Consider the following 24,678-nt stretch of genomic DNA (forward strand, 5'->3'; position numbering starts at 1 on the left):
CTGGTTTGCAAGTTTGGTTGAAAGCACTTCGGAGTTAAGATAATTAATAGCAAGTCTTAGACGATCGTACCGATTTTGGCAGACTTTTCATGCGTCGAGATTCGATATTTTACAAACTATTTCAACAATCGCCTAGTTTGTTATTTGAACTCTTGACAAATCCGCCAGCAAATGCAGACAAATATAGGTTTGATTCAGTCGCTGTTAAAGAACCGAAATTTGAAATTGATGGCGTATTTCTACCACCAGTTGAGGAAAGTCCTGGTGTGGTGTATTTTTGTGAGGTGCAATTCCAGAAGGATGAAAGGCTCTATGAAAGGGTATTTGCGGAATCCTATTTATATTTCTACCGCAATCGTGACAGGTTTAGTAACTTACAAATAGTCATAATATATCCGTCCCGCAGTCTCGAACAAAGCGATCTTCTCCCCTACTTAAGTCAGCTCAACAGCCCACAGGTAAATCGGATATATTTGGACGAGTTAGGTGATATTCGCTCCTTACCTGTATGGGTGGCATTGATGGTTCTGACTACGGTGGATGAAGCGCAAGCTACTGAGGAGGCAAGGTATTTACTCTTAAGGAGTCAGCAGCAACAACCTCAAGCAGCAAATCGCGCCATAATAGACTTATTAACAACGATCATGGTGTACAAATTTGAAAATAAGAGCCAACGGGAGGTAGAGGAAATGTTAGGCATTACACTCAAAGAAACACGGGTTTACAGAGAAATTAAGGAAGAAGGACGAGAGGAAGGCGAAAAATCTCTCGTTTTGCGTCAATTATCTCGACGGGTGGGAGAATTGCCGCAAGAGGCGCGATCGCGCATTGAATCTCTTTGTTTGGAACAGTTAGAAAATCTTGGTGAAGCTTTGCTTGATTTTACCAGCATAACCGATTTACAAGCCTGGTTGGAAGCGCTTGAGAGCTAACTGTTCTCCTATCGCACAGCAATATTTGCGATCGAGAAGTCAGTAGTTGGCGATCGCTTTTTTAGTGTTTTTTTAATTACCACAACCTTCAAAGAGTGTTTTAGATATTAATCTTATTTTAAAATTAGTTGACTAAGTATTTGAATAAGTCATCAATCACCGCATTCATTGCCAAAATATCAAAAGCGTACCAGTGAGCAGAATCGACAAGATAAACCCGATTTCGTTGAACTACCTTCAGCTTTTGCCACAGTGGATCTTTTCGTAACCTTTCTATTGCTTTTTTACCTGCCTCTTCTCTATAGGAAAGGAATAAAACATCACCATCAATATCAGACAAATTCTCCTGAGAAATCCGATCTTTTGTGAAAAAATCTCCGCTTTGTGCGGGCGGACGTTGTAATCCAACGTCATTTAAAAGTGCGCCAGTAGGATGTTTTATTCCATAGGTGTATATTCCATAAGTTCTATCTACAGTGGCAACTGATACTTGCATTTGGAGACGGCGATCGCCCAACGCTTGTTTAAGTTGTTCAATTCGTTGCCGATAGTCTTTAATTAACTGTTTACTCTCCTGTTCTTTATCTAAAATTTGAGCAACGTCTTCTAAATGCTTTTGCCAAGGAGGAGGGGGACTAGGATTATCCAATACAACAGTAGGCGCAATATCAGATAGCTGTTTATAAATATTTTTAAACCGAGTAGTAGATAGAATTAAATCGGGTTTTAGTAACAAAATTCTTTCTAAGTTTGGCTGAAATCCAATATTTTCTACTCCATCTGCTTTGTCTTGAAGATGTTCTGGAAAAGAATCGCCTGCATACCAAGCAGTTGCAATAGGTTTAGTACCTAATGCTAAGGTGCTACGAAAAGTAGCCATCCACAAAGTTACTACTTGTTGAGGATGGCGAGGAATGCACGTTTTACCCATTGCATGTAGTACAACTTGGCAATCTTCTCGCAGTTGTTTTAAGTTTGTAACACTAGAATTAATGTTTCTGCTACAAGCCGAAGTCAATGTAAATACCAAAACTGCCAATAGCAATAAATAGATAAAGCGACGCAAAGAAATTCTCATGGGTATGTATCATTCAAAATTCCCAAGAAATTGTACCTACGAATGTCAATGGATCGCCCGGGATAACACGATTTATGTTTTGAGCAGAGACAAAATAATCAACATCGAACAAATTCTGGATATTAAGCGAAGCTCGGAAGTTGTCTCGTTCGTAAAATATCGCAGCGTCGCTGCGTGTATAACCTGGTAACGTAAATGTATTTCCTAACTCACCTTGACGATCTCCATAGTAAAAGACTCCTAAACCGAAGCCCAATCCTTCTAAGCTGCCGGACTGAATTTCATAAGTTGTCCATAGGTTGAGCGCGTGTTTCGGCACATTACTCAGTTGATTACCAACTGGAAAGTCATTGTCTTCAGTAATTTCTGCATCGGTAAAAGCATAGCCTGCAATAATATTCCATCCTGGCAAGATTTCACCGGAAACATCAAACTCAATCCCACGACTTCGCTGTTCTCCAACTAAAATACTTCGGTTCGGATTATTAGGATCGGGTGTTGGGAGATTGGAACGAGTTAAGTCATAAAATGCTAGTGTTGCAGCCAATTGGTCAGTGAGATCGGCTTTGATACCAATTTCATACTGTGTACCTCGTTCTGGATCGGTCTCCGCAGGAGCGAATCCACTGGATGTTGAATAGTTGAATGAACGGCTGTAGCTAGCATAGAGCGAAATCGGTTGAATAGGCTGGTAAACAATTCCAAAACGGGGGCTAAAAGCCTCTGTTTGTTTAAAGTCATCTATTTGTTCAAATGGTTCCTGATATTTTTGATTAGCAATATCAAAGCGTCCACCCAAAAGTAGCTTCAAGTTTTCGGCTAAGGTAATTTGGTCTTGGAGATAAATACCGAATTGCTGCACTCTATCTTTGTTAGCCTGCGGTGTAAAAGTCGGGTTGATTGGAGTACGCCCATACACAGGGTTAAAAATATCAAGGGGAGCATAATTTAAGCTGAGATTAGATTTATAATCAATATCAGTTCTTCTGAGATTAAATCCTGCTACTAGTTGATGTTTGATACTACCCGTAGCAAAGTTACCAACAATGTAATTGTCAAGATTGTAGGTATTTGCATTGTATTCAGTATCATCCTCTTGTCCTCTATTTAGGGTACGTCCATCACTCTGCAATGCTAGTGGAAATACAGTATCTCGTCTTAGGCGAAATAAGGAAGTCCGAAAAACGCTTCTTGCTTGCCAGTCTTCACTAAAGCGATGTTCCAAATCATAGCCGATACGAAATACCTCATTTGAAACTTGATTAAAGTCAGGCTCACTCACAAAACGGTTACGAGGAATCCTACCATTAGGGTTAGGCAAAACACTGCCCCGTGGAGGAATTCCAAAGTCGTAGGTTCCCTCTGACAGGAGATACTCTGTTGCTAATGTCAGCTTGGTTTTGTCGCCGAGCTTAAATGCCAAACTTGGTGCAATTAAGTAGTCTCGGTGTTCATAAAAATCAATAAAGCTTTCCCTGGTTTGAGCCGAAGCATTTAGGCGATACAGTACCGTTTTGCTTTCATTCAATGGACCGGATAAATCAATCGCACCACGATAAAGATTGTAGCTGCCAGCAGAAGCCTCTACGGAATAGAAAGGATCGAGTAATGGCTGCTTCGTGACCAAGTTAACGCTACCGCCTAGCCCACCTTGACCGAATAGAACTGAGGCAGGTCCTTTGAGAACTTCAACCCGTTCAATGTTAGACCCAAATGCTATTTCTGAAGCTGTGGGATCTGGCAAACCATTGATTAGAATATCATTAGACGCATCAAATCCTCGAATGTTAATTATATTGAGAGGATCGCGAGGACTTCGACCACCTAGCACAACACCAGGTGCATTCTTTAGTACTTCTACTAGACGAGTAGCTTGCTGGTCTTGGATAACCTCTTGGGGGATGACTTGAATCGACTGAGGAATATCCCGCAAAGGTGTATCAGTTCTGGTTCCCACACTAGCATTTGGCACGCGATACCCATCTTGCTCGCCCGTCACAACTATCTCAATTGACTCATCATCCGCTGCTGATGGTTGATTTGGCTGTTCTTGTTCTGGTTGTTGCGGCTGTTGTGCGGAAGTTGCAGTAGTTGTAATGCCAAAAATCAATCCCTCGTTTGGACTGTCCAACAATTCGACAGTTGGGACACCCGCCTCACCCGTCACCGTCACCTGAATAGTATTAGCGTCCAGATTTATAACTGTTATTTCAGTAATACCCTCAACAGGTTTTTGGGAACTGAATGTAAAGGCATCGCCAGTTGATAAGCGCAATTGGGCGTTAGGAATATCAGCAATATAGTTATTTCCTTGACTGCGATCGCTGATTTGCAGTTGTTCGCCTTGGGTGGTTTGTAAAATCACCTCTACACCTTTATCGGTGGAATTAGCCTGCACTCCCGTCACTTGTGTAACACCCCCCTGTTTCCCCCCTTGGTAAGGAGGGACAGAAGGGCTGTTAGTTGGTGTCGATGATTGCGAGAGCAAACCTTCAATATTAGTGGCTGGAAATCTAACTTCACTTAATCGAGGAATAGGTGTAGTGAATTTTTGGTGATCTGATTCAACTTGAGCCACGACAGGCTGACCAACAGCAATGCTGAAAACATATCCTATCAAGCCGAGCACTAGCCACGAATTTTGTTTGGGCAGAACTATCCAACCTTCGATCTTGCTCATCACACCACAGTTGTTGAAATTTCAATAAAAATTTGGCTTATTGCGTATAGTTGTTAATTGCAATAAAGCATAGTGTAAAGAAGCACTAGGGTTAGAGTCTATTCCAAAACGGCATTACAGTCGCAAAACGGCATTACGAAGGTAAAATACTTCTCTTTCCTGATAAGCATTCTCTAGGTGTAATGCCAAATTTTCTTTTAAAGGCAGCCGCAAAGTGTCCTTGCTGAGAATAACCGCTCAAATTGGCAACTTCTGCAACACTCAGCTTACCAGAACGCAAAAGTTGTTCTGCTTGCTCCATACGTATATTGGTGAGATAGCCAAACACCGTTGTGCCAAACATCTCCTTAAATCCGCGCCGCAGATTGCGATCGCTCACTCCAACAATTTGCGCCAATTCCAACAATGACGGTGGATTTTCCAAACGTGCCGACAAAATTTCTCTAGCGTAATGAATCCGGCTAATAGTATCTGCTTTCAGGCGCGGCGATGGTTGTATTCCATCTTGAGCAGATAATATAGGAGCTAATTGCAACGCCATTAGTTCCAACACCTTCCCTTGTAAATACATCCGCTTTGTCATGCCCTCGTAAGGACAGTTGATAATTTGCTGTGCTATTCCCTGAATAGCCGTTGTAGTTTCGGGGTAAAGCAAAGTCTGCCAATCATTACCCTTCGCCAACAGACGCAACTGGTGGGGAATTTCCCCAGCTTCATCAGGGAAAAAAGTTGCCAGCAACTCAGGAGGCATCTCGATATCAATACCCACATATCGAGTTTTGAGTAACTGCGTAGTCATTTGGCGTTGAACGCCACTACCAGAGATACACGTATATCCTTCTCCTAACTGCCCCCCGTATTCGTCTGTGATTCTACCTGAAAGGTAAACTAAGAATTGCAATGGGTGATCCCACTCAGGGATTTTGATTAATATATCATCGCGATATTTATAGTCCACAATCATTAGCCAAAAGTGGGGATACACCTCAATAAGTCGCGCATAGCCTTTACCCAGTTGCTTAGGCATTTCGCGGACGATTTCAAATGGCTCTGGTTTTGGTTTTTGTAGACTGTTGGGGTTAGCTTCTGCCCATAGTTCCCAATCCTCGTACATCGTCAGGGTAATTGTCATAGCTAGCAAATGGGAGATCTGTTAGATTTGATGATAATAAATTTCAATAAATTAGAACGCGATCGCCCGATACAATTTGCTTGAGGGCGTTGCTAAACGCGATCGCCCTCAAGCAAAACATTAAGCTGAAACTAAGAGATCCGTTTGCCATAGAAAAAATCCGTTTCGCGTCAGACGCGATCGCTTGTCATCGTGTATAATTTCTTTTAATTAATTGAGAATTGCTGTCAAAAACTGTACTACATCTACAAGAATCGCTGATTGAACGCACGCGATAAAACTAATCCGCCCGCTCTAGTACCAGTACCCAGTCGCGATCGCGCTCGTGGGATGGCGGAACGAAGCGTTTCGTGCCAGCCGCAGCGAATTCGCCGATCGCCTGCCAAGTCCCTTGACGCGGGTTAAACCAGCGTGCTTTCACCCGCTCGCCTGAAATTTTATCCATTTGAATTGTTACAGCATTACTAGTTGGAAGATAGAGCATGACATAGCTGCCATCAGCATTCCGTGTCGCCTGAATGCGATTGAGTTGCTCTCTCTGCCCGTTTGCGATCGAGGAGCGATCTGGAATCCGCGTTAGAAACGGTTGCGACTCCATCAGATTGCGTAAATATGTCATTTGACCCGCACCTGGCGCATCGAGGGATTTGAACCACGGGATGTCCGCACCTCTCCCCAGATGTTCGCCTTCACGAACCCAACCAATAAAGCTACGATGACCGTAGGTATGACCGAAGCCACCAGCAAACACAGCCCAGTATGCCGCTTTGCGAACGTGCCAAGGCTGAATTCGCTTGTCCGGTGGCGCATTCCTGCTCAGAGAAAGTGAGTTTTCGTATGCAACTTCGGCATCCAGCGTTGGCTTCGGCGGTTCTTTTGCATAGTCTGCGGCGATCGTTTTGTAGTTACGAAACTCGAAAGAAGTTGTGGTTTGAATCATGTTAAAGTCGAGCCACTTTTCCTGGTGCAGATGGCGCGAAGACGAGCGACCGCCACCGCGAGGGTGGTAAGTCATCAATGTCGTGCTGTAATCTGCTTGCCCGTCAAATCGCGCGTCGCCGTTCGTACCATCCGCAATTCCCTCGGCTATGGCGCGGGTCATTCTCAGTCGTTCTGGATTGTCAACGTCCCGCTCGCGCACCGGATCTCCGCCCATCACCCAAATCAAGTGCGATTTATGCCGCCAACGGTTGCCAAGGAAATGTCCGTAGCGATAAGCAATCGCAGGGTTCTGAACTATTGGGTCGTGATTCGGCACGTTGTTAGCCCAAATCGGCAGCAGAGCCAGATAGAGTCCGTGCGCTTCAGCCTGGGCAACAAACCAGTCAGCCATGTCCCAATAATCGTTGTTAGCACCGTTAGCAATTTGAGGTCGGGCAAAGTTGCCTCGGATAAACGCCGCTTGACCGTAAGCATTTGTACTCTCGGCGTTCCTAACCAAACGACACTGAATCAGGTTGAATCTCTTGGCGGCGCGATCTTCGAGATAGCGTAACACGGAAGGTTGATTGTGCGCATCCTCGCGCGTTGCCTTCTGAAGAATTGCCCACGACGTATCGCCCAGCCAAAAGAAAGGCGAACCATCCTCTTTCACCAAAAACCGACCGTTGTGACTGACACGCAGTTGGCTCAATTTACTCGTTCGCGCTCCTGCCATGACAGTATTGCAACTCGATAAGAGGAAACAGACAGCGAGCGGTAACATCCAAAGCAAAAAACGTCTCATAGTTTTCTAGCCCCTGGGTTCAGTCGAGTCCAAAATTCTAGGGTTGCAACAGCTCAAACAACTGTTGTTTGCCTTTTTGTAGATATCGAGTGACAGTCATCGGACTCACACCAAGGTATTGAGCTGCTTTTTTGCGAGAAAATTGCTGGAGGAAGACCAATTCAACTGCCTTGCGAGTATTTTCTTCCAACTGGTTCATAGCGAAGCGCAATTGTTGCCGCTCTTCTTCTGGCTGTAAAGTGCAAGAACGTCGCTCTGCTATGGTATCGGCTAGTTGAATCTGACCATCGGACTCTCGAACCAACGTACTATCTAAACTGAAGACGCGGCAATTTTGAATGGCTAATTGGCTTTCTCTCCATTCTGACAGCGAGACGTGCAGCGATCGCGCAATCTCTAAATCTGTCGGAAGACGACCGAGAGAAGAAGTTAATTGTTGGCAAACTTTTTGCCCGCGAGCGTGAAGCTCTTGCCAGCGGCGGGGGATTTTTACCACTCCGGCGCGATCGCGGATAAAATGTAAAATTTCACCGCGAATATAAGGAATTGCAAAAGAACTAAAAGCATATCCTCGATCGGGATTAAAGCGCTCGATCGCGCGAATCAAACCGAAGTATCCAATCTGCTCTAAATCTTCATAAGGTTCGGGAGAGCGATGGTACAGTTGACGCGCCATCTGGCGTACTAACCCAGCGTGCCTTCTCACCAGTCGATTGCGTAACCAGAGCGAAGGCTTTTGATAGTAAGAAATCAACAGCTCGATCTCATTACAGTAGACGTTAGTTTGAGTCACCACCATAAAACACCTCAATCGCGAACGTTATCGAGCGACCACCGCAGAAATTTGAGTCGAGCCGAGAAAGTTCTCGGTCATGCGCTCCATCTTTTGCAGCGGCTCGCTTGAGAGATTCTCGATCGCCACGATCGCTCTCGCACGTCGAGCGCTGCTAGCGAATGTTACAAGCGCTCTGAATCTGACTTTCGGCATCTTTGCTTTTGGCTTATTCTCTACTCATACTAAAAGCTTGTCAATTGCACACAGGTACGGAAAAGTTCAGGAGCGATCGCTCGTGATGATGTTAGCCCGGTGGCGCGCCCTGTTTGCTCGCTCTCTAGATTGCACGTCTTTTGACTGACGAGCGTGGTTTTCCTGCCGTGCGACAACGAGCCGCCGTTGCTGCCGATGTATTTTTCCCTCTGCTTCTAACCGCTGAAGGATTGTGGTCACCGTGACCCGATTCGTCCCCAGCGTCTGAGCCAACTGCTGATGGGTGAGCGGCAGATCGAGCAAGCGACCGTTTTCCACGTCGCAACCGAATTTTTGACTCAACCACATGAGGAGCTGCCATAACTTCTGAGATAGGGGATTGAGATGAATAATGCTCAGGAGTTCTTCGGTTTGCTGCTGCTGGTGAATGATGGCATCGGTGAAATGCGATCGCTGAGTGTAGGAACAGCAGCTGATGACGACATCTGTGAGGCAGTGGATTTCGTAAGGTCGCACTCGTGACAATCGGTGTCCCACCACATCTCCCACTCCCCAATAGCCCAAGCAAACTAGCTCGCCTTCAGCAGTCCAAGTCATACTACAGACGACACCTGATTCGATCCGCCATAAAACTTCGCTGTGTTCTGGCAGCTGCGCGCGACGCTTCCATTGCTGTTGGAACGGTGGAGTGATTAAGCCAACGAGCGGACTTGACTGTTGCATAAAACTCCATCAGTTGGGCTTTTTGGTCAACTCATTCGTGACTAGCAGCCGCTACAGCTAGACTTGTTGGTACACCGCCTCGGATGCGACAAACAGACCGAGCGGAACTCGTCACTTCACATCGGTAAAGTATCAAGGAACTAACCGAGAGCGTAGCTATGAAATTCATCCAAAGAATAGTTATATTTGCTCAAGTCACGCAAGCTACTTCAGATACCGAATCAAAAACTCTTTCTTTAGATAGAGGCGTAACAAAAGATTCAGTATTAAATTGCACGTTCCTACTTTACAAAATTTTATTCTCGACTTGACTAGATTGACAAATTATATAGGCTTCTCTCAGGTAAGGCTCTCAAATTTTTGGAATTGCTATCTAATCCGTTGCGCTCAATCTGTAGCTATTTTTCTGAAAAAGTTTCGCTTGCAGAATCGAAAAAATTGCTCTAACTTGTTTGCGGAAATTTGAGAGTAGTTATTGTAGTTGCTTCAAAAGTCAAGCAAAAAGTCTTCAGCAGGTAGAAGTCATATGACAGAAGTATTGAAGCTTAATTCTAAAAAAGGCGCTGGTGTTTTATGAAGATGATTTGGTTTGATCCAAAAGAACATAAGCATGTAATGTCTGGCAGGAATAAATACATAACCGCCCGAGCGAACTTTACCGCATGAGAAATTATGCACATACCCGATCTTTACCGCGTCACAATCGGTCGCCTCGTTGCCGCTGTTCATCCAAAGAAACATCCGAAGCTCTTATTCTTCTGCTGTGCGTTTATCCTCAGTGCGATTCTGCCATTTTCTTTCGCCTGCGCCGACTTGAAGACCGACGTGCCGCAGCGAGGAGGCGGGAATGTCATCTTCGGCGTGAACGACGGCACTGGGTACGACGACTCCCAGGAGTTCAGCCAGATGGTGTCAGGGCGCATCTCTGCCCTTGGGCTCACCGCAGTCCGCACCGGAGCAGACAAGATGAAGTGCGAGCGGGAGGGGGAGCCGTGCGATTTCTCTCGGCGCGACGTAGTAATTCAAGAACACTTGGCTAAAGGGTTAGCCCTTCACATGGTCATCGCTTTCAGGTGGGAACTCGATGTCGCCGGATACGAACCCATCCAGTGGACGAAGAACTATGCCTGGAAATGCGGTCAAGTGGCTCACCATTGGAAGGATACGGTGCGCTACTACATAGTGGATAACGAACCAGATATTCGCGGTCGAGATGCCAAGCGAGGTCCCGAGACACCCGCAACCGTCGTCCGTATGCAAAAAGCCTGCTACGAGGCAATCAAGCGGGTAGACCCAGGAATACTCGTCGAGTCTGCACCCGCGACCAGACCGAACACCGAATACAACCGCGCTCTCCTCAAGGCAGGTATTGGAAAATATGCCGATCTTATCGGCACTCACATGTACGGCGGTCAGCTCAGGGAAGATGCGATCGCGACACTGCGCAAATGGATGGCGGAGTTCGGTGTCAACAAGCCGGTGGCGATTAGCGAGTGTGGGTCAGACCCTAACTGGTTCAACCCAGGCGGCTCAGATGGAGAGTGGAAGGGGAAGCACGGGCGAGAGGCGCGGGCGCTATGGCTGCGGGACATGGCTGCCTACGCTCGGCGCAAGAAACTCCACAACGTTCTGTTCTTCAGCATGTTTAGCATTCATGGAGATTGGGAAATGGATAAGGATCGGGCTGCTCTGGCGGCGCTCAAGGACATCGGACACGGGCGATTCTAGCGAGATCGCCTGACTCAGTCTCTTGCGCGAGCGCTTCTCCCAACCGAAACAATCGATATAGACTGGGGAAAGTCAACATCACTCAGCAGCATAGACAAAGCTATTCGTCGATCTCGTTTGGCGTTATGCCAGATATCTGCGTAAGTGTTCGGCAAGCACTCGGACGTGAGGCTTTTGCAGCATAGTCAAGTGGTTACCAGAAATGTAGTGAACTTGCACGCCAGATCTTGACAATTGACTCCAACCTAAAGTTGGGTCGTGAGATTTTTTTTGCAATTCGGTAGTTCTAAATAGGGCGATCGCTAGAGGGTAAGGTCGAGGTGTATACTTCAAGGTAGCTCGGCTATTGGCAGAAAAAATCTTCATCAGTCGATGAATGGTTAACTCGTCCAGCATTCTTAAAACAGCCGATCGTGGAAGGAGATGGCTAATAGTTGTTCGTTCTAGGGAAGATAGCCATGCGTGAGGAGTCAAAATTTTTTTCATTGTAGAAATTGGATTTGAAGTGCGTAGGCGATCGCTATTATCGTTTCTAGAACGCGCCAGGCGATCGCGAAGCAGCGACCAGTAATCCCGAACAAAAGGATAAATAGAACCAGGTACGGTTGTCAGGAGAAATTTCAAACCATCGCCCCAGGAAACTCGATTGCTAGAAATAGGAGCGATCGTATCTAGGATTGCCAAGAAACTCACTTGCTCTCCTGCTTGGTGTAACTGTTGCGCCATCTCATAGGCAACTAAACCGCCAAAAGACCAACCACCTAGCTGATAAGGACCGTGCGGCTGAATTTGACGCAGTGCTTCGATGTAGCCAGCTGCCATCTCCTCAATGCTGGTTAATGGTGGATGCAAACCGTCCATCCCAAAAGGTTGCAGTCCGTAAAAGGGCTGTTCGGTTCCTAAATGACGCGCCAACTCGTAGTAGGGCAGAACAACACCGAAAATTGGGTGAATACAGAAGAATGGCGGCTTAAAACCTAAAGGCTGGAGTGGCACAAGGGGCGATCGCTTAGAATTACGTTTAGGCTTTTCCCATTTCTGAATCAGAGGCGCGAATTGCTCAACAGTTGGCGCACCAAAGAGATCGGACAATGGTAGTTTTTGCTCGAATTGCCGCTCTACCTGCTCCAATAACTGGACTGCCAGCAGGGAATTTCCACCTAATTCAAAAAAGTTGTCCTCAATACCCACTTGCTCAAGCTTCAGGATATTTGCCCAAAGTGTTGTTAAGGTTGCTTCAATGGCAGTTTTAGGAGTAACAAAAGGACGCTCTGGACTACTGATATTAGACTTCATTAAGGTATTTCGATCCACTTTACCATTAGGAGTTAGTGGTAGGGATGGCAGCACTACAAAAGCTGAAGGGATCGAGTAGTCTGGTAATTTTTGCTTGAGAAAGCAGCGCAAGTCATTTGATTTTGGATTTTGGATTTTTAATTTTAAATTTGATAAATTAGTCTCTACATCAGGAACAATATAAGCAACTAAACAATAATTGCTCGATCGATCTTCCTGTGCCAAAACTACAGCTTCTTCTACTGCTGAGTGTTGTAATAGCAGGCTTTCAATTTCTCCCAATTCAATGCGGTAGCCGCGAATTTTCACTTGGCGATCGATGCGTCCGAGGTATTCAAGATTACCATCGATTAGGTAGCGGGCAAGATCTCCGGTTTTGTAAAGGCGGTTGGTAATGGGTAATGGGTAATTGGGTTCTTTCTCCCTCAGCTCCCCCCGCCTCCCCAACTCCCCCAGCTCTCTTCCCTTGCTCCCTTGACAAATAAACCGTTGAGCAGTCAATTCAGGACGGTTGAGGTAGCCTCTTGCTAAACCGACTCCGCCAATGTATATTTCACCTGGAATACCGATGGGTTGGGGTTGGAGGTGGGCATCGAGGATGTAGATTTGAGTGTTAGCGATCGCCCGACCAATAGTTGTATCTTTACTACCACTGACTTCAGCGATCGTAGACCAAACTGTTGTTTCCGTCAGCCCGTAAGCATTGAAGAAATGGCGATCGCTTGCCCAACGGGCTGCAATTTCCGGCGAACAAGTTTCTCCAGCAGAAATTAGAGTTTGCAAAGCTGGCAATTGAGTGGGTGATAAAGTCTTCAGTACGGCAGGCGGAAGGGTAGCATGAGTGATGGCGTGATGCCGTAGATACGAAATCAACTCCGATCCTAGACGTGCTGCTTTTGGCACTAGATATAGGGTTGCTCCTATTACCCATGCCATGACAATCTCGAAGATAGAAGCATCAAAGCTAAGGGAAGCAAATTGGAGAATTCGATGCTCTGGTTTGAGATCGAAGGTGTGAATTTGCGCTTGGGCTAGATTGCACAGTCCGCCATGTTCGACTAAAACCCCTTTGGGTTGTCCGGTCGAGCCGGAAGTGTAAATTATATAGGCAAGATTTGCGGCAGTTACACCACTGTTTATGTTTTCCCCGCTCTGTTGAGCAACGATTTCCCAATCGCGATCGAGGTAGAGTGGTTGAAGATCCCCCCAACCCCCCTTCAAAAGGGGGCTAAGGATTGACGATCCCCCCAATCCTCCGAAGAGGGGGCTAAGGATTGACGATCCCCCCAATCCTCCGAAGAGGGGGCTAAGGATTGACGATCCCCCCAATCCTCCGAAGAGGGGGCTAAGGATTGTTGTGTTAGTAGGATAGTTATTTGGGCATCCTCTAACATGAACTTGAGACGTTCTGAGGGATAGGCGGGATCTAAAGGGACATAGGCTCCGCCAGCTTTCAGAATTCCTAAAATGCCCACCATCATCAAGAACGATCGCTCTACGCAAATACCAACTTTGACTTCTGGCGCAACTCCAAGTGTTTGCAAATAGCTGGCAAGTTGGTTGCTACGGTAGTTCAATTCTTGGTAAGTTAATTGCTCGTCTTTATAGACAACAGCGATCGCGTTTGGCGTTTTATCTGCCTGAGCTTCAAATAATTGATGAATGCACTGCAACGGGTAATCTTGCTGAGTAAGATTCCATTCCACTAATAGCTGCTGTCGTTCTACTACTGTCAAAATTGGTAAGTCTGCTAGTCGTCGATGTGGATCGGCAACAATTCCTGCGAGTAAGGTTTGAAAATGTCCTAGCATTCGGACGATCGTACTGCGATCGAATAGATCGGTACTGTAAATTATCTGCCCTTGCAATCCTGCTGGAGTTTGCCATAAATGAAACTCTAAATCTAATCTGCTCGTACCCCTGTCAAACTCAAACTGACTTAAAGCGAGTCCAGGTAATTCTAAAGCTGTAATCGGCGTGTTTTGCAGTGCGATCGCCACAGAGAACAAAGGATGTCGGCTCAAGTCGCGCTCTGGGCGCAACTCTTCCACTAACTTCTCGAAGGGTAAATCTTGATGTGCATAGGCTCCTAGCGTTACTTCCCGCACTCGTCCCAACAATTCCCAAAAGGTAGGATTGCCAGATAAATCTGTTCGCAGCACCAGGCTATTGACAAAAAAGCCGATTAATGGCTCTATTTCAGGGCGGTTACGGTTAGCTATGGGCGATCCAACAGCAATATCTTCTTGTCCGGTATAGCGATGTAGCAACGTTTGAAATGCTGCCAGCAAGGTCATAAACAGAGTTACGCCTGCTTGCTGACTGAAAGCTTCTAGGAACTGCGTGAGATTTTTTGATAGCTGAAAATTGTGTGTCGCACCTTTGTAGCTTTGAATGGGCGATCGCGCTCTGTCAGTGGGAAGATTTAAAACTGCAAGATCGGCTAACTGCGATCGCCAGTACGACAGTTGCGACTCTAGTACTTCCCCTTGCAACCACTCCTGCTGCCAATGAGCGAAGTCAGCATATTGAATGGGCAAATCTGCTAGAGGAGAAGATTTATTACTACTAAAGGCAGTGTAGAGCGTGCCGAGTTCTCGTACCAGTACGCCGATCGACCAACCATCGGCAATAATGTGGTGCAGATTCAATAGTAGGATGTATTCAAGTGCATCTAATTGAAAAATTGTCAACCGTAATAGCAAATCTGCGCTCAGGTCAAAGGGGCGCTGAGATAGGGCGATCGCCTGTTGTCTTGCAGCTGCTTCGCGATCGCTTGCAGGTAAAGTACGTAAGTCTACAATAGCGAGAGGTACACTCACGCTCTCTACCACAACTTGATGCAATTGTCCCTCTGACATTTCAAATCTTGTTCGCAAAACTTCGTGACGGCGCACGATTTCGTTAAATGTTTGCTCTAAGGCAGTAATGTTGAGGTGTCCGTGCAAGCGAATCGCAGCCGAGATGTTGTAGAAAGGATTTCCAGGCGCTAAGGCGTGAAGAAACCACAATCGCTGCTGGGCGAACGATGCCGGAAAGACAAATTCAGCGTTCGAGACAGGATTGGTATTCAACGATCGCCTTCCTCTGTATCGCGGTTGAGGGACGATCGCAAGCGACGATGAGCAGCGCGAGAAAGAGGAACAATCTGGGGCGTTTGTTGCGGCTGGTTGCTCTGTAAATGGGCGATCGCTTTGGCAAGTTGGGCGACTTGGGGTGACTCAAACACGTTACGTAAAGGTAACTCTACACCGAATGCATCGCGGATACGGGAAGTTAGTTGAGTTGCTAGCAGCGAATGCCCCCCTAACTGGAAGAAGTTATCGTGAATCCCTACACGCTTGTGTCCTAGCAGTTCAGCCCAAATATTCGCAAGTTTCTGCTCGATGGGCGATCGCGGCGTGTCATCAGTCCCCCATTGCTGGATCGTGTCAGGCGCTGGAAGTGCGCGACGGTTGACTTTGCCATTCGGTGTCAGGGGTAGTGCTTCTAATACCACAAAGGCAGAAGGGATCGCGTACTGGGGCAAGCTTTGCTCTAAGTAACTTCGTAGTTGGGGAATCAGATGACGGGCAAACTGTGTCTGTAAAGGATCGTTTGCGTAAGTTTTCCAAGGACGAGTTAGATTCACTTGCTTTTGAAAAGGCAATATCGCACTATTTTTTGTGGCGGATTGATGCTGAAAGGTCACATCATAACATCCCGTATTATCTGCATTTGACCAACTCACGTCAACGGTATAGGGCAGTTCTGCCACTAAATCCCACCAATCTTCCGGTTCAATACCCGATGTCACCTGCTCCAATGCTTCACGCATTTTGCCTGCGGTTTTGGGTGCTTGCGTTCCTTCTACTAGCCATTGAGCCGTTTTGACTGCTCCTACGACACGGGCATTAGGAATTTTTGTAATACTCAGTGCTGCTGGCTTTTCAGCTAGTTGCTGGCGTACTTGGGCAAGATTTACATTGTCTTGAGTCCAATTCCGTTGGGACGATCCCCCCAACCCACCTTGGAAAGGGGGCATGAAGATCCCTCTAATTCCCCTTGGCAAGAGGGGGATGAAGATCCCTCTAATTCCCCTTGGAAAGGGGGGCATGAAGATTTATTTAACCTCCCTTGATAAGGGGGGAGCGAGGGGGATCTGCCTCGATATGTAAAATTACGTTGTAGCGAAACTGAGTTAATTCATTACAATATCGACCGCGTGTGAGCTGAACTTGAATATGACTAATTCGTTCCCAGTGCTGTTTCAAGGCATGAAAGAAAGCAGGATCGATCGCCAGTTCCGTCTCCTGAAATATCGCCGTCTGTACCTGCTGTTGCAGATGCTCTCGACTCGCGGTATTATCTGCCCGCTCCAATTGAACCGCAGCATGAAAAGCTGACAACAAGGGTAGACTCCGTACATCTCCAATAAAGACAAAGCCACCAGGGGCAACAGTATGAATTGCTTGTTCCAGCACTTGCAGGAGATAATCTACGCTAGGAAAGTACTGCACGATCGAATTAAGAATCACTGCATCAAAGCTATTTGCCTCTAGACCTTCAAAGTTAGTTGCCACCCTCTGAAGTAACTTGACTTGAGGCAATGGTTGAGTTGCTAACTGTTGCTCGATGTATTCAATGGATGCAGATGAGAAATCAGTTCCCCAATACTGAGTACAGTGTGGCGCAATTTGAAACAGCAATAAACCCGTACCGCAACCAATTTCTAATACCCGCTGAGGCTGCAAACTCAAAATCTGCTGGGTGCGATCGCTTACCCATTGTTGCATTTGCTCTTTTGGAATTGGTCGGTTTGTATAGCTACTATTCCAGCCTATGATGTTGAAAGTAGCATCGTTATTTGTAGCAGGCTGATGATAAGTCTGGTCGTAAAGATTTTGCCATTGCTTAACCTGCTCGTCCTGCAAATTTGGGAGTTCCTGAGTGCTGTCCCGATTCAATACGATGTAGGCGACTATACGCTTATCTGTAGCATTCTCATGGGCGATCGCCACAGTCTCTCGCACTGTTGGGTGTTGAAGCAATAGTGTTTCTATTTCGCCTAATTCAATCCGAAATCCCCGAATTTTTACCTGATTATCGATGCGATCGACAAATTCAAGATTGCCATCGGGAAGATAGCGGGCGAGATCTCCGGTTTTGTAAAGGCGATCGGTAATTGGTAGTTGGTAGTTGGTAATCGGTGGTTGGTTATTACTCTCCCTTGCTCCCTGCTCCCAGCTCGTCCCTACTCCCTGCTCCCTGCTGCCTAAACAGACAAACCGTTCATCCGTCAACTGGGGACGATTTAAATAGCCCCGTGCTAACCCATCACCGCTAATGTACAAGTCGCCAACGACTCCAATTGGTACGGGCTGGAGGTGAGAATCTAAAAGATAAATTTGGGTGTTAGAAATGGGACGACCAATGGATGGCTTGTTGTCATTATTACCAGTAGCGCTTAACTGAGCAACTGTCGCCCAGATTGTTGCTTCTGTTGGTCCGTAGGCGTTAAAAAAGCGACGACCTACAGCCCATTGCTGCACGATTTCGTGTTTAATAGCTTCACCGCCAGAAATTACTGTTTGAAGAGTGGGCAGTTCTGCTGCTGGTAAAATTGCTAGAACCGCAGGGGGGAGAATAGTAGTATCGATCGCCTTGTCTTGCAAGAACTGAACTAGTTCGGGTCCAGGTAAACGGGCTGTTTTGGGTGGGATGTAAAGGCTAGCGCCAACCCCAAACGCTAGTAACATCTCAAAGACAGACGCATCAAAACTGAGGGAGCTAAATTGTAGAATCCGATTTTTTGGTTGTAGTTTGAATGCTTGAATTTGAGCTTGGACGACATTACATAATCCTCGATGCTCTACTAAAACTCCTTTCGGTTTTCCGGTCGAGCCAGAGGTGTAGATGACGTAGGCTAGGTTATTGGCTGTTACGTTGCTGTTGGGTGTTTCATCATCGTATGTGGCGATGGTTTTCCAGTCAGTATCTAGGCAGATTAGACGATCCTCCCAACTCTCCTGAAAAACGGGGGCTAATTCTGATTCTTCGTTTCCAGGCTCAGTCCGATTCCCCCAACTCTCCTGAAAAAGGGGGCTAATTCTGGTTCTTCGTTTCCAGGCTCAGTCCGATCCCCCAACCCCCCTGAAAAAGGGGGGCTAAAGAACTCTGGGTTAGCACGATCGCCACTTGAGTATCGTCAAGCATGAACTTTAGGCGATCGCTGGGATAATTTGGATCGAAGGGAATATAAGCTCCGCCTGCTTTCCAAATGCCCAATATGCCTATTACCATTTCTAGAGAGCGATCGAGACAAATTCCTACTAAAGATTCAGAAGAAACGCCTAATTGTTGTAAATAGTGCGCTAGTTGATTTGCCCGTCGATCCAATTCCTGGTAAGTTAGTTGCTCGTCTGCAAAAACAACCGCAATAGCGTCGGGCATTCTTGCTGCTTGTGCTTGAAATAATTGATGAATGCACAAATCTGGATAATCGCAGCTAGTTTGATTCCATGCCACCAATAGTTGATGGTATTCTGCTGCACTCAATAGGGGTAAGTTAGCGATGCGTGTATCGGGATTGGTAACTATGCCTTCTAACAATGCTTGGAAGTGAGCTAGCATTCGAGCGATCGTAGATGCATCAAATAAATCGGTGTTGTATGCTACGAAACCACTCAGTCCATCTACCGATCCTTCCCACAAATTATTCAACCCGCGATCGCACTCCCACAAATGCAACTCTAGATCGAATCGCGTGGTAGACACGTCAAACTTCAACGGGTTCAACATTAGCCCAGGTAACTCCAAGGGTTGCATCGGAGCATTTTGAAGCGCAAAGACGACTTGAAACAAAGGGTTACGGCTCAAGTCGCGCTCTGGGTGCAACTCTTCTACTAACTTCTCAAAAGGTAAGTCTTGATGGGCATAGGCTCCTAATGTCACTTGCCGTACTCTTGTCAACAATTCCCGAAAGCTGGGGTTCTCGGAGAGATCGACACGCAGCACTAGGCTATTGACAAAAAAACCAATTAATGGCTCTAATTGGCTATGATTGCGGTTAGCTATGGGCGATCCAACGGCAATATCTTCTTGTCCGGTATAGCGATGTAACAATGTTTGAAATGCTGCCAGCAAGGTCATAAACAGAGTTACACCTGCTTGCTGACTTAGGGCTTCTAGGGACTGGGTGAGAGTTTTTGATAACTTTAGGCTTTGTGTTGCACCGCGATAAGTTTGTACGGCAGGGCGGGTTCTATCAGTGGGAAGATTCAGGATCGGTAGATCTGCCAGATGCGATCGCCAGTAGGACAGTTGCGACTCCAATACTTGCCCTTGCAGCCATTGCCGTTGCCAATAGGCAAAATCGGCATACTGGATCGGCAATTCTGCTAATGGATAAGGTTTGCTTTCACTCTTAGCGGTGTAGAGTAATCCCAGTTCTCGCACCAGTACCCCCAGCGACCAACCATCGGCAACAATGTGGTGCAGATTTAGCAACAGGACGTATTCAGCTGCATCTAACTGCAACAATTTCACTCGTAGTAGCAGATCGGTGGCTAGGTTAAATGGCTGTTGGGCTTCTTCTGTAGCGATTTGCTCGGCTGTGAGTTGTCGTTCGTTTGGGGGTAAATGGCGCAAATCCACAACAGGCAGAGATAAATTGACTTTTTGGGCAACGATCTGAACTGGTTGCCCGTCCAGCTTGACGAAGTTGGTACGCAAGGCTTCGTGACGATCGACGATTGCCCCAAAAGCTTGCTTTAAAGCTACATAGTCAAGTTTCCCTTGCAGCCGAACTGAAAAAGGTATGTTGTAAAAAGGGTTGTTAGGTACTAAGCGATCCAAAAACCACAATCGCTGCTGAGCGAATGACAGAGGTAGGGAGCGATGGTCGCGTAGCGAACTGCCTTCGGCATCGCGCGATATTCTTACCAACTGGGGAGAGCGATCGATTTGAGCATTTGCCTGGTGCAACAGGGCGATCAGCTCAGATTTGCGATCGACAATTTTTGCCCGTAACTGGGGAGATAATACCCCTTCAGGAGCGTTACAGCGCAAGCTTTCTCCCTTAACGAAAAGCTGAATATCTAAAGAGCGTAGGTAGGCTAAGAACTCAATACTTGTCAAAATTCTACCTCCTCGCGATTTTGAGCGGATGTCTCAGCCTCAGCCGTTTGTACCCGATCTGCGCCACGGAGCGTATCAATATATTGCGCGATCGCCACAATCGTTGGTGTTTCAAATAGAACTCCCAGTGGCACTTCTACCCCAAGGCGATCGCGTATTCGGGAAACTAATTGCGTGGCTAAGAGCGAATGTCCGCCCAATTCAAAAAAATCGTCGCTTATACCTACTTGTCGTCCCAAAGTTTCCGCCCAAAGCTGCGCTAACTGAGCTTCAACCGACGTTCGCGGTGCAAGGGTTGGTAGATCGACAGAAGTAAAATCGGGTGAGGGAAGTGCTTGCCGATCTACTTTGCCGTTAGGTGTTAGTGGCAAAGCCTTCAAGACTACAAAAGCGGAAGGCAGCATGTAATTTGGCAGTTTTGTTTTGAGGAAGCTTCGCAGATCGCCGATCCCCCTAACCCCCTTGAGAAGGGGGGAATTTACTAGCCTCGCTCTCCCCTAGTCCCCTTGCGAAGCGGGAAATTTGCTAGCCCCCCTTAAAAAGGGGGGTTGGGGGGATCTCTTCGTGTTGAGAACGATGTAAGCAACCAAACGGCGATCGCTACTCCCATCCTCCCGCACCACAACAACAGTTTCTTCTACAATCGGATACTGCTTCAAGACTGTTTCAATCTCGCCCAACTCAATCCGAAAACCCCGCAACTTAATTTGCGCGTCAGTACGACCAACAAATTCGAGATTACCATCGGGAAGATAGCGGGCGAGATCTCCGGTTTTGTACAAGCGGGTATCGGTAATTGGTAATTGGTAATTGGTAATTGAGTGGTGCGTGTTTTTTTGCTTGCTCAGCTTCCTCAGCTCCCTCAACTTCCTCAGCTCTCTTCCTCCCGACTCCCTGCTCCCTTGACCAATAAATCGTTCAGCCGTCAACTGAGGACGATTCAAATATTCTTTTGCTAATCCATCGCCACCAATGTAAATTTCTCCGGTAACGCCAACAGGTACGGGGTTTAGGTGAGTATCCAGCAGGTAGATTTGAGTGCTAGCAACGGGACGACCGATCGGAATTGATGTTGCTGCTTCTGGTATGTCTTGCACTTCATACCAGGAAGTAAATGTAGTGTTTTCAGTCGGTCCATATACGTGCAGCAAATGTGCGGGTGCGCCGTGCTGCTTGACTGCTTTTACCCACCTGACATCAACTGCTTCACCCCCAAATAGCAAGTAGCGCAGCGAACGAAAACACTCAGGTACTTCTCGCGCCACTTGGTTGAATAAAGCGGTTGTCAAAAACAGGATGCTAATTTCCTGCTGTCGAATCGCTTGGGCAAACTTTTGGGGAGAAAGCATCACTTCGCGATCGCACCCCACTAATTGCGCTCCATTTAGCAGTGCGCCCCAAATCTCAAAGGTTGCTGCATCAAATGACAGATTGGCACATTGAGCGACTTTATCCCCAGGTTCTAAGGTGATGTAGTTGGTGTTGCATACTAATCTATTTACGGCTCGATGAGTTACTGCTACGCCCTTTGGGGTTCCCGTCGAGCCAGAAGTATAAATTACGTAGGCAAGGCGATCTACGGTTGTTCGACCGCTTGGGTTCTGCTCGCTTTCTTGCGCGATCGCTTCCCAATCCTGTTCTAAACAAACAACTTTTAAATTTCGATCCCTCCAACTGAGCTTAAAAAGGGGGCTAATGCTTGTTGCGTCACTAGTACAGATACTTGAGCATCCTCCAACATGAACTGCAACCGTTCGGGGGATAGGTAGGATCTAGAGGAACGTAAGCTGCTCCGGCTTTGAGGATACCTAGCAAAGAAGCGATCGCCATTGGAGAAGGTTCCATGCAGATACCTACCAGCGTTTCGCAACCTACACCTAGTTTTCGCAGATAATGTGCCAGTTGGTTGCTACCACTATTCAACTCATGATAGGTATATTGTCTATCGCCAAAACTTACTGCAATAGCATTTGGACTTTGTTCTACCTGAAGTTCAAACAATTGGTGAATGCCGCGCTCTGGATAACTACGTCCAGTTTGATTCCACTCTACTAATTGATGCTGCTCTGCGGCGCTCAAAATCGGTAGATCTGCTAAATTTGTGTCGGGATCGGTAACTACTCCAGTTAATAACATTTGGAAATGAGTTAGCATCCGGGCGATCGCACTTGGCTCAAACAGCTCGGTGTTGTAAACTAAAACACCACGCAATCCTTCCGACTGCTGCCACCCGTCGCCCCACAAACTCCTAAAGTTTTCGGCGCACTCCCATAGATAAAACTCTAGATCGAACCGAGCGGTTGTTGTTTCCACTTTGAAGGAAGAGAGCGAGAGTTTAGGTAGCGTTAGCTGTTCTATAGGTGCGTTTTGCAGCGCAAATACCACTTGAAACAATGGGTTGCGGCTTCCTTGACGTTCTGGGTGCAACTCTTCTACTAACTTTTCAAAGGGTGAATCTTGATGAGCGTAGGCTTCTACCGTCACCTGTCGCACTCTCGCCAGCAACTCGCGAAAGCTGGGATTACCTGAGAGATCGGTTCGTAGAACTAAACTATTGGCAAAAAAGCCAATTAAATCCTCTAATTCCCGCCGATTGCGATTGGCAATTGGCGATCCTACAGCTATATCGGTCTGTCCTGTATAGCGATATAACAAGACTTGGAACGCTGCTAGTAATGTCATGAACAGCGTTACGCCTTCTTGATGACTCAGTGCCAAAAGTGCTTGAGATAAGTCTTGTGGCAACTCTAGTAACTTAATTGCTCCCCGATCGCCTCGTTCTTTTGGACGGCAACGATTGCTCTCGAACTCTAGAACAGATAAATGGTGTAACTGCGATCGCCAGTAAGATAGTTGCGATTCTAGCACTTCCCCTTGCAACCATTGTCGTTGCCAGTGGGCAAAGTCAGCATATTGAATTGACAGTTCGGGCAAAGGGGAAGGTTTACCCGTACTAAAAGCAGAGTAGAGCAATTCTAATTCTCGAATTAGGATCGCGATCGACCACTCATCAAAAACGATGTGGTGCAGATTGATGACCAAAACATACTCTGACTCGTCTAGTTGTAGCAGCGTTACTCGCAGCAGAGAATCTCGATCCAGGTTAAAAGGCTGCTGGATCTCCCGCGCGATCGCCTGTTGCGCTGCTGTTTCTCGTTCGCTTGCAGGCAACTGCTGTAAATCGGATATCTTAAGAAATACCTTTGAATGGGACGTAATTAGTTGTACGGGTTGCCCCTCTTGCACTCCGAAGTTGGTACGCAATATTTCGTGACGGCGGACAATTTCATGAAAGCTTTCTTCCAACGCTTTTAAGTCAAGCACGCCCGATAGACGAACCGTCGTCGGCACATTATAGAACGAAGTACCAGGAAATAGGCGATCGAGAAACCAAAGCCGTTGTTGTGCAAACGATGCCGGAAAAACAAAGACTTCCTCAGAAATGTTATCGAGCGATCCTATTGAAGTCATTGACGAATCTGCCTGCGCGATCGGCTGACTCTATCTAACAAAGATGGAGTATAAAATTTATCTGCACTGAGATAGAGATAGAGTGATTTCATGCAGCTTCTTTAACAAAAGCTATCATGACTGCAAGAATACGCACTCAAATATAACGTGAGAAACGAAGCTTGAGAGATAAAATTGCTATCTGATAATAACTATCTCTATGGTATGTGGTACGCACCAAGTTACTTGCTGAGAATGGGAAGCAATTTATTTGCCGAGGATCGCGTCCATATGGAACCAACACAACTAAGCCAAGAACTGCGTAAAGGACAAAGCCCCGATATGACTCGTCGGCGCTGGATTATTGGTTTATCTACAGTAGGCGGTGCGATGGGACAACTTGTTACACTCTACCAAACTGGAGTCGTTAGCCATTTACCCGATCCTCCAGGACAGCAGCTTTTTGATGCAGACCGCGTAGATGCTTCTAATTATGCCTACAGTCGCTTCAATTCGCCCGATGGACCCCTGATGACACTTAATTACGCCCTCACAGCCTGGATAGCTTCTGCTGGGGGTATAGACCGCGCCAGACGCAATCCTATATTACCGATCGCAATGGGCGTTAAGCTCTTATTCGATGGAGTTCTTTCGCTCGAACTAGCGCGGGAAGAATGGAATGAGAACAAGGCACTTTGTGAATATTGCCAGGTAGCAACATTTTGTTCGCTTGTATCGATAATACTTGCCGCACCAGAAGTTATGGCTGCTACTCGAACTCTACTCGGTCGTCGCGAGGATGTAAAAGCAAGTAACACGCGATAATT

Annotated in this window: 18 protein-coding genes; 3 read left to right on the top strand and 15 right to left on the bottom strand. The window is 46.6% G+C overall.

Annotation, left to right across the window (positions count from 1 at the left end; genetic code table 11):
* Positions 1–89 precede the first annotated feature (89 nt).
* A complete protein-coding gene (locus tag M5J74_RS13425) occupies positions 90–932 on the top strand; it encodes a DUF2887 domain-containing protein (protein ID WP_250016954.1) in 843 nt (280 codons plus the stop codon).
* Between the two features lie 124 nt (positions 933–1,056).
* Here the strand turns inward: M5J74_RS13425 and M5J74_RS13430 are convergent, their stop codons facing one another.
* The 7 genes from M5J74_RS13430 to M5J74_RS13460 all read right to left on the bottom strand — a co-directional run bounded on the left by M5J74_RS13430 (position 1,057) and on the right by M5J74_RS13460 (position 9,259).
* Positions 1,057–2,010: an iron-siderophore ABC transporter substrate-binding protein gene (locus tag M5J74_RS13430; protein ID WP_250016955.1), complete on the bottom strand. Its 954-nt coding sequence runs from the start codon at positions 2,008–2,010 to the stop codon at positions 1,057–1,059.
* Between the two features lie 13 nt (positions 2,011–2,023).
* Positions 2,024–4,690, bottom strand: a complete 2,667-nt coding sequence (locus M5J74_RS13435) for a TonB-dependent receptor (protein ID WP_250016956.1) — start codon at positions 4,688–4,690, stop codon at positions 2,024–2,026.
* 133 nt (positions 4,691–4,823) lie between these two features.
* Positions 4,824–5,822, bottom strand: coding sequence for an AraC family transcriptional regulator (locus M5J74_RS13440; RefSeq protein WP_250016957.1), 999 nt, complete (start codon positions 5,820–5,822; stop codon positions 4,824–4,826).
* Between the two features lie 280 nt (positions 5,823–6,102).
* On the bottom strand, positions 6,103–7,548 hold the full coding sequence (locus tag M5J74_RS13445) for a glycoside hydrolase family 140 protein (RefSeq protein WP_250016958.1): 1,446 nt from the start codon (positions 7,546–7,548) through the stop codon (positions 6,103–6,105).
* A 37-nt stretch (positions 7,549–7,585) separates the two neighbouring features.
* Positions 7,586–8,347: a sigma-70 family RNA polymerase sigma factor gene (locus M5J74_RS13450; RefSeq protein WP_250016959.1), complete on the bottom strand. Its 762-nt coding sequence runs from the start codon at positions 8,345–8,347 to the stop codon at positions 7,586–7,588.
* A gap of 21 nt (positions 8,348–8,368) precedes the next feature.
* The gene (locus M5J74_RS13455; protein WP_158266024.1) at positions 8,369–8,536 is read right to left on the bottom strand and encodes a hypothetical protein; all 168 of its coding nucleotides are present in this window, start codon (positions 8,534–8,536) and stop codon (positions 8,369–8,371) included.
* A 66-nt stretch (positions 8,537–8,602) separates the two neighbouring features.
* Positions 8,603–9,259: a Crp/Fnr family transcriptional regulator gene (locus M5J74_RS13460; protein ID WP_015154597.1), complete on the bottom strand. Its 657-nt coding sequence runs from the start codon at positions 9,257–9,259 to the stop codon at positions 8,603–8,605.
* A gap of 672 nt (positions 9,260–9,931) precedes the next feature.
* On the opposite strand from M5J74_RS13460, the gene M5J74_RS13465 reads away from it, so the two are divergent.
* Entirely contained in the window at positions 9,932–10,987 is a 1,056-nt protein-coding gene (locus M5J74_RS13465) for a hypothetical protein (RefSeq protein WP_250016960.1), read from the top strand.
* 123 nt (positions 10,988–11,110) lie between these two features.
* Here M5J74_RS13465 and M5J74_RS13470 read toward each other — a convergent pair whose 3' ends face one another.
* The 8 genes from M5J74_RS13470 to M5J74_RS32710 form a co-directional block, all read right to left on the bottom strand.
* Positions 11,111–13,504: a non-ribosomal peptide synthetase gene (locus M5J74_RS13470; protein ID WP_250016961.1), complete on the bottom strand. Its 2,394-nt coding sequence runs from the start codon at positions 13,502–13,504 to the stop codon at positions 11,111–11,113.
* Complete coding sequence (locus tag M5J74_RS13475; protein WP_250016962.1) at positions 13,501–15,357, bottom strand: condensation domain-containing protein; 1,857 nt, start codon at positions 15,355–15,357, stop codon at positions 13,501–13,503. The genes M5J74_RS13470 and M5J74_RS13475 overlap by 4 nt, the downstream gene beginning before the upstream one ends.
* Positions 15,354–16,307, bottom strand: coding sequence for a phosphopantetheine-binding protein (locus tag M5J74_RS13480; protein WP_250016964.1), 954 nt, complete (start codon positions 16,305–16,307; stop codon positions 15,354–15,356). The genes M5J74_RS13475 and M5J74_RS13480 overlap by 4 nt, the downstream gene beginning before the upstream one ends.
* An 82-nt stretch (positions 16,308–16,389) precedes the next feature.
* Positions 16,390–18,372: an amino acid adenylation domain-containing protein gene (locus tag M5J74_RS13485; RefSeq protein WP_371934037.1), complete on the bottom strand. Its 1,983-nt coding sequence runs from the start codon at positions 18,370–18,372 to the stop codon at positions 16,390–16,392.
* The gene (locus tag M5J74_RS13490; protein WP_250016965.1) at positions 18,368–20,401 is read right to left on the bottom strand and encodes a condensation domain-containing protein; all 2,034 of its coding nucleotides are present in this window, start codon (positions 20,399–20,401) and stop codon (positions 18,368–18,370) included. Before M5J74_RS13490 ends, M5J74_RS13485 begins: the two co-directional genes overlap by 5 nt.
* On the bottom strand, positions 20,398–20,805 hold the full coding sequence (locus M5J74_RS13495; protein WP_250016966.1) for a phosphopantetheine-binding protein: 408 nt from the start codon (positions 20,803–20,805) through the stop codon (positions 20,398–20,400). The genes M5J74_RS13490 and M5J74_RS13495 overlap by 4 nt, the downstream gene beginning before the upstream one ends.
* 93 nt (positions 20,806–20,898) lie before the next feature.
* On the bottom strand, positions 20,899–22,173 hold the full coding sequence (locus M5J74_RS32705; protein WP_371934038.1) for an amino acid adenylation domain-containing protein: 1,275 nt from the start codon (positions 22,171–22,173) through the stop codon (positions 20,899–20,901).
* Positions 22,112–23,872, bottom strand: coding sequence for a condensation domain-containing protein (locus M5J74_RS32710; protein ID WP_256498786.1), 1,761 nt, complete (start codon positions 23,870–23,872; stop codon positions 22,112–22,114). The genes M5J74_RS32705 and M5J74_RS32710 overlap by 62 nt, the downstream gene beginning before the upstream one ends.
* Positions 23,873–24,142: 270 nt before the next feature.
* Here M5J74_RS32710 and M5J74_RS13505 point away from each other — a divergent pair, with 270 nt between their 5' ends.
* Positions 24,143–24,676: a vitamin K epoxide reductase family protein gene (locus M5J74_RS13505; RefSeq protein WP_106168098.1), complete on the top strand. Its 534-nt coding sequence runs from the start codon at positions 24,143–24,145 to the stop codon at positions 24,674–24,676.
* The last annotated feature ends 2 nt before the right edge of the window (positions 24,677–24,678 follow it).

Origin of the sequence: Chroococcidiopsis sp. CCNUC1 (assembly GCF_023546805.1) — a bacterium.
In the GTDB taxonomy this organism is placed as follows: domain Bacteria; phylum Cyanobacteriota; class Cyanobacteriia; order Cyanobacteriales; family Chroococcidiopsidaceae; genus Chroococcidiopsis; species Chroococcidiopsis thermalis.